The 13,263-nt window shown below is 62.7% G+C and carries 15 protein-coding genes; 9 read left to right on the top strand and 6 right to left on the bottom strand.

Annotated features, from left to right (window positions below; all coding sequences use genetic code 11):
• From E5W87_RS26780 to E5W87_RS26760, 5 genes are all read right to left on the bottom strand, one after another.
• Positions 1–156, bottom strand: a 156-nt coding sequence (locus E5W87_RS26780) for a sulfurtransferase TusA family protein (RefSeq protein ID WP_292404516.1), incomplete at its 3' end; no start/stop codon positions are given.
• 9 nt (positions 157–165) lie between these two features.
• Positions 166–1,473: a murein L,D-transpeptidase family protein gene (locus E5W87_RS26775; RefSeq protein ID WP_292404514.1), complete on the bottom strand. Its 1,308-nt coding sequence runs from the start codon at positions 1,471–1,473 to the stop codon at positions 166–168.
• Positions 1,474–1,781: 308 nt separating this feature from the next.
• Positions 1,782–2,732 carry an acetyl-CoA carboxylase carboxyltransferase subunit alpha gene (locus E5W87_RS26770; protein ID WP_292404513.1) on the bottom strand — a complete coding sequence of 317 codons (951 nt, stop codon included), beginning with the start codon at positions 2,730–2,732 and terminating at the stop codon, positions 1,782–1,784.
• A gap of 99 nt (positions 2,733–2,831) precedes the next feature.
• The gene (locus E5W87_RS26765; RefSeq protein WP_292404511.1) at positions 2,832–3,749 is read right to left on the bottom strand and encodes a site-specific tyrosine recombinase XerD; all 918 of its coding nucleotides are present in this window, start codon (positions 3,747–3,749) and stop codon (positions 2,832–2,834) included.
• Between the two features lie 9 nt (positions 3,750–3,758).
• Positions 3,759–3,911 carry a histidine kinase gene (locus E5W87_RS26760; RefSeq protein WP_095485924.1) on the bottom strand — a complete coding sequence of 51 codons (153 nt, stop codon included), beginning with the start codon at positions 3,909–3,911 and terminating at the stop codon, positions 3,759–3,761.
• A 147-nt stretch (positions 3,912–4,058) separates the two neighbouring features.
• Between E5W87_RS26760 and E5W87_RS26755 the strand changes: the two genes are divergently transcribed.
• The 4 genes from E5W87_RS26755 to E5W87_RS26740 all read left to right on the top strand — a co-directional run bounded on the left by E5W87_RS26755 (position 4,059) and on the right by E5W87_RS26740 (position 7,622).
• Complete coding sequence (locus E5W87_RS26755) at positions 4,059–4,664, top strand: shikimate kinase (RefSeq protein WP_292404509.1); 606 nt, start codon at positions 4,059–4,061, stop codon at positions 4,662–4,664.
• The gene (gene aroB, locus E5W87_RS26750; protein WP_292404507.1) at positions 4,661–5,845 is read left to right on the top strand and encodes a 3-dehydroquinate synthase; all 1,185 of its coding nucleotides are present in this window, start codon (positions 4,661–4,663) and stop codon (positions 5,843–5,845) included. Before E5W87_RS26755 ends, aroB begins: the two co-directional genes overlap by 4 nt.
• Positions 5,842–6,735: an HlyC/CorC family transporter gene (locus E5W87_RS26745; protein WP_292404505.1), complete on the top strand. Its 894-nt coding sequence runs from the start codon at positions 5,842–5,844 to the stop codon at positions 6,733–6,735. The genes aroB and E5W87_RS26745 overlap by 4 nt, the downstream gene beginning before the upstream one ends.
• Before the next feature lie 83 nt (positions 6,736–6,818).
• Positions 6,819–7,622 carry an alpha/beta hydrolase gene (locus tag E5W87_RS26740; protein WP_292404503.1) on the top strand — a complete coding sequence of 268 codons (804 nt, stop codon included), beginning with the start codon at positions 6,819–6,821 and terminating at the stop codon, positions 7,620–7,622.
• A 3-nt stretch (positions 7,623–7,625) separates the two neighbouring features.
• Here E5W87_RS26740 and E5W87_RS26735 read toward each other — a convergent pair whose 3' ends face one another.
• Complete coding sequence (locus E5W87_RS26735; RefSeq protein ID WP_292404501.1) at positions 7,626–7,928, bottom strand: BolA family transcriptional regulator; 303 nt, start codon at positions 7,926–7,928, stop codon at positions 7,626–7,628.
• A gap of 193 nt (positions 7,929–8,121) precedes the next feature.
• Here E5W87_RS26735 and E5W87_RS26730 point away from each other — a divergent pair, with 193 nt between their 5' ends.
• From E5W87_RS26730 to E5W87_RS26710, 5 genes are all read left to right on the top strand, one after another.
• Positions 8,122–8,751 (top strand): J domain-containing protein, encoded by a 630-nt coding sequence (locus E5W87_RS26730; protein WP_095485929.1) that lies wholly within the window; start codon positions 8,122–8,124, stop codon positions 8,749–8,751.
• A 123-nt stretch (positions 8,752–8,874) separates the two neighbouring features.
• Positions 8,875–9,861, top strand: a complete 987-nt coding sequence (cobS, locus tag E5W87_RS26725; RefSeq protein WP_095485930.1) for a cobaltochelatase subunit CobS — start codon at positions 8,875–8,877, stop codon at positions 9,859–9,861.
• A gap of 12 nt (positions 9,862–9,873) precedes the next feature.
• Complete coding sequence (cobT, locus tag E5W87_RS26720; RefSeq protein ID WP_292404498.1) at positions 9,874–11,772, top strand: cobaltochelatase subunit CobT; 1,899 nt, start codon at positions 9,874–9,876, stop codon at positions 11,770–11,772.
• Positions 11,769–12,800 (top strand): esterase-like activity of phytase family protein, encoded by a 1,032-nt coding sequence (locus E5W87_RS26715; RefSeq protein ID WP_292404496.1) that lies wholly within the window; start codon positions 11,769–11,771, stop codon positions 12,798–12,800. The genes cobT and E5W87_RS26715 overlap by 4 nt, the downstream gene beginning before the upstream one ends.
• Before the next feature lie 178 nt (positions 12,801–12,978).
• On the top strand, positions 12,979–13,263 hold a 285-nt coding region (locus E5W87_RS26710), incomplete at its 3' end, for a helix-turn-helix transcriptional regulator (RefSeq protein WP_292404494.1).

Genomic DNA, 13,263 nt, shown 5'->3' with positions numbered 1-13,263 from the left:
GCAGAAGGCGGGGATATCTATGACGGCCAGTGGGTCAGTGGTCTCCAGCCAGAGCCTGCTGCCCGGCCGCATCGCAGCCAGCCGCTTTTTTGCTTTCAGCACAGGCAAGGGGCAGTTCAGGCCCTTGAGGTCATAGACGGAAGTAGGCTTGGCCAAGCGAAAACCTCAGCCGCCGAACATGCCAAGCAGTTTGTTCTTCAGCTTTGTTACCCTGCTTTGATCGGCATTGGCCGGGGCGGCCTCTGGGGGCGACGCGATTGTCGCGGTAGCGACAGGCGCTTCGGCCGCGGCCATGGCATCTCCCTCTTCGGCCAGCGAATTGATCTTGGCCGTTTCGGCCAGAGCCTGAGCCTTGGCCGCCTCTTTCGCGGCTTTGGCCGCTTCTATGGCGGCAAGCCTTTGCTCCTCGGCCTTCTGCTTGGCGGCCTTTTCCGCATCGAGCGCGGCCATCTTGCGGCCGGCCGGTGAATCGATGCGGCCCATGCGCGCCGTCTCCGTCACCGAGCCGTCGGCGTTGAACGACGGCGGCTCGATCGGCACGCGTTCGCCACGGGCGCGTTTTTTCGACCACTCGGAAACGATGCTGGCTTCCTTGATGCCGGCGATGGTTGGCTTTGGGGCCGGCACGCTGGCCTTGACCGCGCCGCTGAAAGCCGCTTCGTAGGTGCTCTGATAGGCATTGAAGGCGCTCTTCAGCGAATCCGGCTGCGTCGTTGCGGGGCAGGCGCTGGCCGGATCGAACGTCGCGCCGTCGGGCGCGACCTGGTTGAAGACGTAGCGCTTCTCGCAGACGTCGACCTTCGGCGGCACTTTGGTGATCTCGAAATTGTCGTAGCCGACCTTCAGCATCTTCCAGAATTCGTAGTTCGGATCTTTGCGATAACGCGCCATGTTGGCGGCGGTCATACGGAACGGAAAAGCCTGGATCTGGAATTCGGTCTGCCCGCCCTGGAACGCATCACGGCCGAAGGCGTAGATTTGCTCGATCTGCGCGTCGGTCATCGAATAGCAACCCGACGACGAGCAGGCGCCATGGACCATCAGATGGGAACCGGTGCGGCCATTGGCGCGGTCGTAGGCGTTGGGATAGCCGATGTTGAAGGAAAGGTGGTAGTTCGACCGCGGATTCATCTGCGCCGGACGGACCGTATAGAAGCCTTCCGGCGCCTGGCGGTCGCCTTCGGTGAACTTGGGACCCAGCTTGCCCGACCATTTGCATATGTCGTAGCTGGCGACCAAGTCGTAGCGGCCGTTGGTCTTGGCCTTCCAGATTTCGAGCTTGCCCTCTTCCTTGAAGATGCGGGCCATCACCGGCGAGGTGCGGGTCATGCCCTTGGCCTTCATGCCGGCCAGGATCTTGTCCGGCAGCGGCTTGTTGGCCTGGGGGGCAAAATCCTTCATCGAAGAATCATTGCAGCCGGCGACCCCTATCGCGGCAATCAGAAGTCCGGTGCGGGCAAGCTTGGCAAACATGGGTATGGCTATGTCTTTTCTTTCGGACCGCAGGCATCAGCGCCGTCAGGCCCAACCCTAAGCCCGTTAACCTTGAAAATTCCTTACCGCAAGCGCCGGGCGCATCCCCTTACGGCAATCTGATTGAACCGAATGCCGCGGCATTTTTGTGGCGGAAGTGCTCAATCTCGCCATATTGCGGCGCTGAAAACGTAACGCAGTCCGTCCGATTTCAATCGGATGGACTGAATCTTTTTGTTTGACCATGATCTTTTCCGAAAACCGGTTCCCACTTTTTGCTGTGCTGACCTTCGGTTCGGGATCATGGTCTAGAGGTTGCGCCCCATTGCCAGGTATTTCTCGCGGCGCTGCTCACGAAAATCGGTGTTGGCGCCGGAGAACTCCTTCATCGTCTTGGCGATGAGGTCGCCGGTGGCGGCGATGACCGCCTCCGGGCCACGGTGGGCGCCGCCCAGCGGTTCGGGAATGATGGCATCGATGATCTTCAGCTCCAGCAGATCCTGGGCGGTGATCTTCATGTTGGTCGCTGCATCCTTCGAGCGGGTGGTGTCGCGCCACAGGATCGAAGCGGCGCCTTCCGGCGAAATCACCGAATAGATGGCGTGCTCGAGCATGTAGACGCGGTTGGCGGTGGCGATCGCGATGGCGCCGCCCGAGCCGCCTTCGCCGATGACCACCGAGATCGACGGTACCTTCAGGCCGAGACAGGCCGATGTCGAGCGGGCAATGGCTTCCGCCTGGCCACGCTCCTCGGCGTTGACGCCGGGATAGGCGCCGGCCGTGTCGACGAGCGTCAGCAACGGGATGTTGAAGCGGTCGGCGAGTTCCATCAGCCGCACCGCCTTGCGGTAGCCCTCCGGTCGCACCGAGCCGAAATTATGCTTCAGACGGCTGGTCGTGTCCGAACCCTTTTCCTGGCCGATAATCGCCACCGGCTCGCCGCGGAAGCGGGCGAAGCCACCGACGATCGCCTGGTCCTCGCCGAAATTGCGGTCGCCGGCAAGCGGCGTGAAATCGTTGAACAGGCCCTTGATGTAGTCGACGCAATGCGGCCTGTCCGGATGGCGCGCCACCTGCACCTTCTGCCACGGGGTCAGCGCCTTGTAGGCGTCGCGCAGTGCGTCGCGCGAACGCTTCTCGAGTCGGCTGATCTCATCGCCGACATCGACCGCCTCGCCATTCTCGGCGAGCTTCTTCAGCTCGAGGATCTTGCCTTCGAGATCGGCGACCGGCTTTTCGAAATCGAGGTAATTGTACATTCTTGAGCGGACCGATAGACCGGGAGGCAATGACTGGCGGAACCCAGGAAATTGAGGCTCCGGGCGGTGGAACGTGGTCCTCACATAGCGATATGACGCCTAGTCGGCAAGCGGATGATGATCGTTGACCAGCCGCACCAGCCGTTCCTCCAGCACATGCGTGTAAATCTGCGTCGTTGAAATATCGGCATGGCCAAGCAACTGCTGCACGGCCCTGAGATCGGCGCCATTCTGCAGGAGATGACTGGCGAAAGCGTGGCGCAGCACATGCGGCGATATTTTCGCCGAGGCGATGCCGGCCCGCGCGGCAAGGCCTTTCAGCTCGCGGGCGAACACCTGCCGTGAGAGATAGCCGCTGTCGCCTGCTGCCGGAAACAGGAACGGGCTATCTGCGAAAGCCGGCACCGTTGCCCGGGCAGCGAGCCAGGCACGCATCGCCAGGCGCGCCTTTGCCGACAGCGGCACCATGCGTTCCTTGTCGCCCTTGCCGCGCACCATGAAGAAACGGTCGTCGCGCAGTGCCACGGTCACCGGCAGGCCGACCAGCTCGGAAACGCGCAGGCCGGTGGCGTAGAGCACCTCGACCAGTGCATGCAAACGCAGCGCCGCCAGGCTGTCGCCGTCGTTCAGCGAGGCGTCAGCTGCCTCTTGCGCCGCACGGTCGATCAGCCGGCCGGTATCGGCCTCGCTCATCGTCTTCGGCAGCGGCCGGCCCTTCTTAGGGCTGTCCAGGGTTCCAGTCGGGTCGTCGCCGCGCAGGCCTTCAGCGTAAAGGAACTTGAAGAACTGGCGGATCGCCGACAGTTTGCGTGCCTGCGAGGTGGCGGCAAAACCGCGTGCGGCGATCTCGTCGAGATAGGCGCGGATATCGGCGGCTGCGGCGCCCGCAAGCCCGCCGCCAATCTCGGCTGAAGCGTCTTCGAGGTCGCGGCGATAGCTGGAAAGCGTGTTTTCGGCTGCGCCCCGCTCGGCGCTCATCATTTCCAGAAAGGCTTCGATACGGGCCGCGCTGTTCATTTCTTTGAGTCAGTTTTTCTTGGGATTAAGCTTTTCCGGAGGAATGCGCACGCTCATTTCGGCCTTTCTCGGCTCGACGAACATCGCCAGAGCGAACATCGCGCCATAGACAATGCCGGCCAGAATCGTGAGCGTCACGACAAAGCGGAACAGTGTCGGCATCAATTTTCGCCCGTCTTCTTGTTCTGCGTTTCCAAACCCTGTGCCCTTATGAGACGCCAATCCGGCCAATTCAAGGACGAAGCTCGGCGCGCGCCACGCTTGACGCAAACAGGCTTTTGATGTCGATACGCCGGCAACGAGGTCCGTATGAACGCGCTGCCAGCAAATCCTCCTGATGAGAGCCATGCCGCGCTACTCGGCCGGCTGGGCGACCGGTCCATCGTCTTTGTCGGCCTGATGGGCGCCGGCAAGACGGCGATTGGCCGCAAGGTGGCGGGGATCCTGGGACTGCCTTTCATCGACAGCGATCAGGAGATCGAAAGCGTGTCGCGCATGAGTGTCCCGGAATTGTTCGAACGCTATGGCGAGACCGAGTTCCGGGCGCTGGAGCAGCGCGTCATCCTGCGTGTGCTGGAACACGGTCCGCAGGTGCTGTCGACGGGAGGCGGCGCCTTCATGAGCGCACAGACGCGGGAGGCCATTGCCGGCCATGGCGTGTCGGTATGGCTCAAGGCCGAGATCGACCTCTTGATGGACCGCGTTTCCAAGAAGCAGAACCGGCCGCTCCTGAAAAGCGCCGATCCCCGCGCCGTGATCGAACGGTTGATGGCCGAGCGCTATCCGGTCTACGCAGCCGCCGATGTCACCGTGCCGACCCGCGACGATCGCAAGGAGGTCATTGCGGCCGAGGTGGTGAGCGCGCTTTGCGGGTATTTCGGCGTTGCGGCCGCGACAGGCGAGGTGCGGTCGTGAGCGCCAATACGACAGTCACCGTCGAAGTCGGGCTTGGCGATCGTGCCTATGACATATTGATCGGCTCCAGCCTGCTTTTGCGCGCCGGCACCGAGATTTCGCGCCGCCTTCCGGGCACGCGCGCCGCGGTGGTCACCGACGACAATGTCGCCGCAGCACACCTCGAAACGTTGAAGGCCGGCCTCGAAAAAGGCGGCATCCAGCCTGCCGTCATCACGCTGCCGGCTGGGGAAAAGACCAAGAGTTTCGCGCATCTCGAGGAGGTTGTGGACGGCGTGCTCGCAGCTAGGCTTGAACGCGGCGATGTCGTCATCGCGCTCGGCGGCGGTGTTGTCGGCGATCTGGCCGGCTTTGCAGCCGGTATCGTGCGCCGCGGCATGAATTTCGTGCAGATCCCGACCTCGCTGCTGGCGCAGGTCGATTCCTCGGTCGGCGGCAAGACCGGCATCAACAGTGCGCGCGGCAAGAACCTAGTCGGCGTCTTTCATCAGCCGAAACTGGTGCTGGCCGACACCGAAGTGCTCGACACGCTGCCAATCCGGGAATTCAGGGCCGGCTATGCCGAACTCGCCAAATACGGGCTCATCGACCGCCCTGAGTTCTTTGCCTGGCTGGAGGAGAACTGGGGCAGAGTGTTTGCCGGCGGCCCGGAGCGAACCGAGGCCATCGCCCAAGCTTGCCGCGCCAAGGCCGATGTCGTCGCCCGCGACGAGTTCGAGACCGGCGACCGCGCGCTGCTCAATCTCGGCCACACGTTCGGTCACGCGCTCGAGGCCGCCACTCATTATGACAGCGCCCGTCTCGTCCATGGCGAGGGGGTCGCCATCGGCATGGCGCTGGCCTATCGCTTTTCATCCAGGCTCAATCTGGCAAGCCCCGACGACGCGGCGCGGGTCGAGGCTCATCTTCGCGCCGTCGGCCTGCCTTGGTGCATGGCCGACATTCCGGGCGAATTGCCTGATGCCGAGGCGCTGCTCGCCTTCATCACCCAGGACAAGAAGGTGTCGCGCGGCGCGCTGACCTTCATCCTGACGCGCGGCATCGGCCAGGCCTTCATCGCCAGGGACGTGCCGGCGTCGGAAGTGCTGTCGTTTCTGGGAGAGAACCATCCGGGTCGGCAGGAAAGCCGCCCGGGTTCGCAAAAAAGCAGCCGGGGTCGGCAGAAAAGCCGCCCGGGATGAACGAGACCGGCTGGATTGTCGCTGCTGTCCTGGCCGGGCTCGGCCTGCTCGCTTTCGCCTTTCGCGCGCGCCTGCTAGCCACCTTCGGCTATGAGATGCAGCGCATCGAGCCGCAGCATTCGAACCATGATGAACCGCGCGGCGGCGTTGACGATCTTCGGCGCAATGGCCAGGTGGTGCGCGAGGATCGCGCCCGCATCGGCCGCCTGTCCGATCTCGACGAGCTCGAAGTGTCCGATGTCATGGTCCATCGCACCAACATGCGCTCAGTCAATGCCGACAATCCGCCGGAAGCAGTGGTGCGCGAGATCCTGCAGAGCCCGCATACCCGCCTGCCCTTGTGGAAGGGCTCACTCGACAACATCGTCGGCGTGCTGCATGCCAAGGACCTGCTGCGCGCGCTGAACGATGTCGGCAACGACTTTTCCCAGATTGACGTGATGAAGATCGCGACAAAACCGTGGTTCGTGCCCGACACCACGACGCTGCAGGAACAGCTCAACGCCTTCCTCCGTCGAAAGGCGCATTTCGCCATCGTCGTCGACGAGTATGGTGAGGTCGAGGGGCTGGTGACGCTGGAGGATATCATCGAGGAGATCGTTGGTGAGATCGCCGACGAGCACGATATCGACATTCAGGGCGTCAAGCAGGAAGCCGACGGCTCCGTCGTCGTCGACGGCACTGTGCCGATCCGCGACCTGAACCGGGCACTCGACTGGGATTTGCCGGACGAAGAAGCCACCACCATTGCCGGTCTCGTCATCCACGAGACGCAATTGATCCCGGACGAGAAGCAGGCTTTCACCTTTCACGGCAAGCGCTTCGTCGTCATGAAGCGCGACAAGAACCGGATCGCAAGGCTGAGGATCAGGCCGGCCGGCGACATTTAGCTTCTTGTCCCGGCTAACCAATCCTTGACTGGACGCTCGCCGCGCCGGCGTGCACTTTCGACTGGGCTGTCTGGAGATGACGGGTGATCGATCGGCGAACCCTGCTTTTGATGTCGATGGCTTTGCTGCCTGCCAGCGCTTCGGCGGCATCGCGCCGGGGCTCGCCGTCTCCGCAAACTTTCGACTATGGACCGGCCAAGCTCGACATCTACTCGCGCGATGGCGCAAGCGGCCGGCCTGTGGTCATTTTTATCCATGGCGGTGCCTGGCGGGCCGGCAACCGCACCAACGTCAACGTCAAGCCGGGCTTTCTGCTCGACAATGGCTTCTGCTTCGTCTCCATCGATTATCGGCTGCTGCCTAAGGCCGATGTCGCCACCCAGGCCGACGATGTCGAACAGGCATATCGCTACGTGCGCGCCAACATCGCCAGACACGGCGGCGATCCGAACCGGATGGCGGTCATGGGCCATTCGGCCGGCTGCCATCTCGCCGCATTGACCGGGCTGCGCGGCGGTCTGCCCGGCGTTGCGGCGCTGGTTCTGAACGATACCAGGGCCTATGATTTGGAGGCGCTTGCGAGGAGCGGCGGCATGACGCGGGCCTATGCCCGGGCCTTTCCCGATCCGGCGCAATGGCGTGCGCTGTCGCCTGCCAGCCATGCCGGGAGCCGCAAGCATCCGCCGGCCTTCATCGCCTATTCGCGCGCATCGGGTCGTGCGGCAGCCTCACAGGCCTTCGCCGAGCGCCTGCGGGCAACCGGAACGGAAGTCATTTTGTTCGACGGCAGCGCCCATTCGCACATGTCGATCAATCGCGATTTCGGCAACGAAGGCGACGCCTTGACCGCCGCGGTGATGATTTTCCTGAAGACGGCGCTCGGCTGATGCCTACCACCTGGTCTTTTCGTCCGGCGCGGCCGGCTCGATCGCCAGCGCATGGACACCGGCCTTCAACTCGTCGGCCAGCAGTTCGTTGACCGCGCGGTGACGCTCGATGCGGCTCATGCCGGCAAAGGCCGAGGAGACGATGCGGACGCGGAAATGCGTCTCGCCGGTGCCGTCATAGGTGCCGTGATGGTCGGAGTCCTGATGGTGATGGCCGGCATGGAGATGGCTTTCGTTGATGATGACCAGCCGCTCAGGCGAGAACGCCTTCTTCAACTTGTCTTCCATCGTTGACTGTATGGACATTCGTACTTCCCTTCACCACATATGACTGGCGCATGACCCCCGAAAATCGGTGCCTTTTGCGCGTCCAGGAGGACGCGCAATGCTGTCGCCGCGACAAAATTCGCCGATCGCCCGCTTTATGCCGCGATTCAGCGGTTAGGGCGATCATCGCGAAAATGTCAATTCTTGTTTCGCACCGGCGAACAGCCCATAAATGGGTGAGATGAAACCGTACCCCAAATATTTCGAGAAGATCCGCATCCGCCCGGAGAAGGATGCGGAGCTGAAGTCGCGCTCGCCGATCTGTCAGTGGGACGGTTGCAAGGAGGCCGGGACCCATCGCGCGCCGGTTGGACGCATGAAGGAGGGCGAATATTTTCAGTTCTGCTTCGACCATGTGCGCGAGTACAACAAGGGCTTCAATTATTTCTCCGGTGTCCCCGATACCGAGATCGCCCGCTTCCAGAAGGAAGCGATGACCGGCCACCGGCCGACATGGAAGATGGGCGTCAACGGCGCCTCGACGCGCTCTTCACCCGATTTCGCCCAGCAGCGTTCCGGCCGCGCCGGCTACTACAACCGCATGCGCGATCCGTTCGACCTGTTCAAAGGTCCGAAGGATCCGCGCGAGGTGCGCGAGCGCAAGGCGAAGCCGCTTGAGGCCAAGGCGCTGGAAACGCTTGGCCTTGATACAAAGGCGACTGGCAAGGATATTAAGGCGCGCTATAAGGAACTGGTGAAACGCCACCATCCGGATGCGAATGGCGGCGACAGAGGTTCGGAAGACCGGTTCCGCGATGTGCTCCAGGCTTATCGCGTGCTCAAGCAGGCAGGATTGTGCTGAGCGACCTTACGGTTCGTGTCGTTTTCCAACTTTCATAAGGTTGGAAAAGGCTCTAAGACCGCCCCCGGACAAAATCGATTGCCGGCGAAATCAGGCGTTTCGCCCGTGGAGACGTTGATAGTGATGAACAAGGTCGATCGCGACATCGCCAACCTGCCCGACACCACGGTGTCGGTGAAAGAGAAATTTGGCTTCGAGTCCAAGATGGTGGTGCCGGCCTACTCGGTGACGAGCGAGCATGTGCCCGACATCGATCCAGACTATCTGTTCGACAAGAACACGACGATGGCGATCCTCGCCGGCTTCGCCTATAACCGCCGCGTCATGGTGTCGGGCTATCATGGCACCGGCAAGTCGACGCATATCGAGCAGGTCGCCGCCCGGCTCAACTGGCCCTGCGTGCGCGTCAATCTCGACAGCCATGTCAGCCGTATCGATCTCGTCGGCAAGGATGCGATCGTCGTCAAGGACGGGCTGCAGATCACCGAATTCCGCGACGGCATCCTGCCCTGGGCCTACCAGCACAATGTCGCGCTGTGCTTCGACGAGTATGATGCCGGCCGCCCGGACGTGATGTTCGTCATCCAGCGCGTGCTGGAATCGTCCGGCCGGCTGACGCTGCTCGACCAGAGCCGGGTTATCCGCCCGCATCCGGCGTTCCGGCTGTTTTCCACTGCCAACACGGTCGGTCTCGGCGATACCACCGGCCTCTATCACGGCACCCAGCAGATCAATCAGGCGCAGATGGACCGCTGGTCGATCGTCACCACGCTGAATTATCTGCCGCACGACAATGAGGTGAACATCGTGCTGGCCAAGGCCAAGCACTATCGCGACGGCAAGGGCAAGGAGATCGTCAACAAGATGGTGCGCGTCGCCGACATGACGCGTTCGGCCTTCATCAACGGCGATCTTTCGACTGTCATGAGCCCGCGCACGGTCATCACCTGGGCCGAGAATGCCGAGATCTTCGGCGATATCGGCATGGCGTTTCGGCTGACCTTCCTCAACAAGTGCGACGAGCTGGAACGCTCGCTCGTGGCCGAGTTCTACCAGCGCGCCTTCGGCGAAGATCTGCCCGAATCGGCCGCCAATGTGGTGCTGGGCTAAGCAGAGTTCTCGATGGCGGGTCCGGGCGACAACACGCGCAACAAGTCGAAGACGGGGTCTGAAGCCGACAGCTTCAAGCGCGCCGTCACCGTCTGCATGCGCGCGATCGCTGGCGACAAGGACCTCGATGTCGGTTTCGCAAAGGACCGGCCGGCGCTCGCCGGCAGTCGCGCGCGATTGCCAGAACTGCCGAAGAAAGCCTCGAAGGCCGATATCGCCATCACCCGTGGGCTCGGCGATTCCATGGCGTTGAAGCGCGCCTGTCACGACACGCGCATCCACACCAGGCTGGCGCCGGAAGGCAAGCAGGCCCGCGCCATCTACGATGCAGTCGAGCAGGCCCGCGTCGAGGCAATCGGCTCGCGCGCCATGCAAGGTGTGGCCGACAATATCGGCTCGATGCTCGAGGACAAATACGCCAGAGCCAACCTCACCGACGTCAAGGACAAGGCAGATGCTCCGATAGAGGAGGCGTTGGCGCTGATGGTGCGTGAAAAGTTGACCGGCCGTGCCGTGCCGAAGAGTGGCGAGCGGCTGGTCGACCTTTGGCGCCCATGGGTCGAGGACAAGGCCAGCGCCGATCTCGACGGGCTGTCGGCAAAGCTCGACGACCAGCAGGCCTTTGCCCGTGTCGTGCGCGAGATGCTGGCTTCCATGGAAATGGCCGAAGAACTCGGCGACGACCAGGAGACCGAAGACTCCGAGGACAATGACGACAACCAGCCGCAAGGCGGGGAGCAGAGCGAGGAGGGCGGGGAGGACGATTCCGGCTCCGAGCAATCGCAGTCCGACGATACCGAGGCGTCGTCCGACGACGAGCAATCGGCCGAGACGGAGGCGTCAGACGCTACCGCCGACGACCTGTCCGACGATGACGACGCCGATGCCGAGACGCCCGGCGAGGCGCGCCGCAACGACAATCCCTTCGCCAATCTGTCGAAGGAGATCGATTACAAGGTCTTCACCACCGCCTTCGACGAGACGGTGGGTGCGGAGGATCTGTGCGAGGAAGAGGAGCTGGATCGGCTGCGCGCCTTCCTCGACAAGCAGCTTGCCAACCTGTCGGGCGTTGTCGGCCGGCTGGCCAACCGGCTGCAGCGCCGCCTGATGGCACAGCAGAACCGCTCCTGGGATTTCGATCTCGAAGAGGGTTATCTCGATCCGGCGCGGCTGGTGCGCGTCGTCATCGATCCGATGCAGCCGCTGTCCTTCAAGCAGGAACGTGACACCAAATTCCGCGATACGGTGGTGACGCTGGTGCTCGACAATTCGGGCTCGATGCGCGGCCGACCGATCACGGTCGCCGCCACCTGCGCCGATATCCTGGCGCGGACGCTGGAGCGCTGCGGCGTCTCGGTGGAGATCCTCGGCTTCACCACCCGCGCCTGGAAGGGCGGGCAGGCACGCGAGAAATGGCTGAAGGAAGGCAAGCCACCCAATCCCGGGCGGCTCAACGATTTGCGCCACATTATCTACAAATCCGCCGATCATCCGTGGCGGCGGGCACGCCGCAACCTCGGCCTGATGATGCGCGAGGGCCTGCTTAAGGAAAACATCGACGGCGAGGCGTTGCTGTGGGCGCATAACCGCCTGATCGCCCGGCCCGAGCAGCGCAAGATCCTGATGATGATCTCGGACGGCGCCCCGGTCGACGATTCGACACTGTCGGTCAATCCGGGCAACTATCTCGAACGGCATCTGCGCGCCGTCATCGAACTGATCGAGACGCGCTCGCCGGTCGAACTCTTGGCCATCGGCATCGGCCACGACGTCACCCGCTATTACAGGCGCGCCGTCACCATCGTCGACGCCGAGGAACTGGCCGGCGCCATGACCGAGCAGCTCGCGTCGCTGTTTGGCGAGGAAAGCGTGCGGGACACGCGACGCGGCGGCATGCGGCGTGCCGGATGATTTTTTTGCGAGGCGGCTTTCGGCAGACGCTTTTCGCCGCCACAGCGCTGTTCGTTGCCGGCATCGCCTTATCACCTTCCATCGCTGTCGGCCCGGTTTCGGTCGGGCCGATCGAGATCTCGGCACGGCCGATAACCCGGTTTCACATCGGCCGTGACGAAAAGCGGTTTGGCCCGCTCGAATTCGTCGGCGGGCTGGAAATGACTTCGCCGTCACGCGATTTCGGTGCGCTGTCGGCGTTTCGCTTCCTCAAGCCCGGCAGTGATTTCATCGGCGTCGCCGACACCGGTTTCTGGTTCTTCGGCACGGTCACCCATGATGCTGACAAGCGCCCGTCGGGTGTCCAGAATTTCCGCATGCAGCAGATGATCGACGCGTCGGGCCAGCCGATCGACGAGAAATGGGAGGTCGACGCCGAAGGCCTTGCGGTCAAGGACGGCATTGCCACGGTCGGCTTTGAGCGCAACCATCGTGTCGCCCAGTTCGAGTTCGATCCGCACGATATGAAGCCGCCGTTGAAGCAGCTGGACTTCCTGATTCCAGCCTGGGAGCTTCGTCGGAATCGCGGCTTCGAGACAGTTACCCACGCCAATCCCCACGGGCAGCACGAGGGCGGGCTGGTCGTGGTGTCGGAAAAGAGCCTCGACAAATCAGGCAACATCTATGCGGCTGTCATCGAAGGGCCGCACAAGGGCGTCTTCACCGTCAAGCGCAACGGTGAATTCGACATCACCGACGGTGCCTTCCTGCCGGACGGCGACCTTCTGCTTTTGGAGCGCAGCTTCTCTATGGCCGGCGGCGTCAAGATGCGGCTGAGGCGCATCTATGGTGAAAGCGTCGAGAAGGGCGCCGTCGCCGACGGGCCGGTGCTGACAGAAGCCGACATGGCCTACCAGATCGACAATATGGAAGGGCTCGACGTCTGGACGCGCGACGACGGCGCGCTGATGGTGTCGCTGATCTCGGACGACAACCACTCGATGCTGCAACGCAACCTCTACCTGGAATTTGTGCTGCACGAGGATTGAGAACGTGCGGCCCTCGATTGGCTGATGGCGAGGATGCCGTCCCACGCTCTTCGCAGTTCTCGGTTCATCTATGTTCGCACCGGTCTATATCGGTGGGTTTTCTGAGCCACTCGCTATTTTGCAAAGACACTTTAGTCGCGGCTTGACAATTCATACCGCCGATGAAACACTCAAGTCCATGCTTAAGTATTCTAAGGTCGACCTCATCCTGCGGGCTCTTGTCGAGCCCACGCGCCGGGAGATCCTGGAAAGGCTGAGCCGCGGGCCGGCCACTGTCAGCAAGCTGGCGGAGCCGTTCGGCATGACATTCGCCGCTGTCCTCCGGCATCTCCAGGCGCTGGAAGCGTGCGGGCTGATCCGCAGCGAAAAGATCGGGCGCGTGCGCACCTGCCGGATCGAGCCGGGCGGGCTCGCTCCGCTTGCCGCCTGGATCGCAGAGCGCCGCACGCCGGCAGAACGTCAC

Origin of the sequence: Mesorhizobium sp. (assembly GCF_004962925.1) — a bacterium.
GTDB lineage: Bacteria > Pseudomonadota > Alphaproteobacteria > Rhizobiales > Rhizobiaceae > Mesorhizobium.
This window is presented reverse-complemented; position numbering and strand designations above follow the sequence as displayed.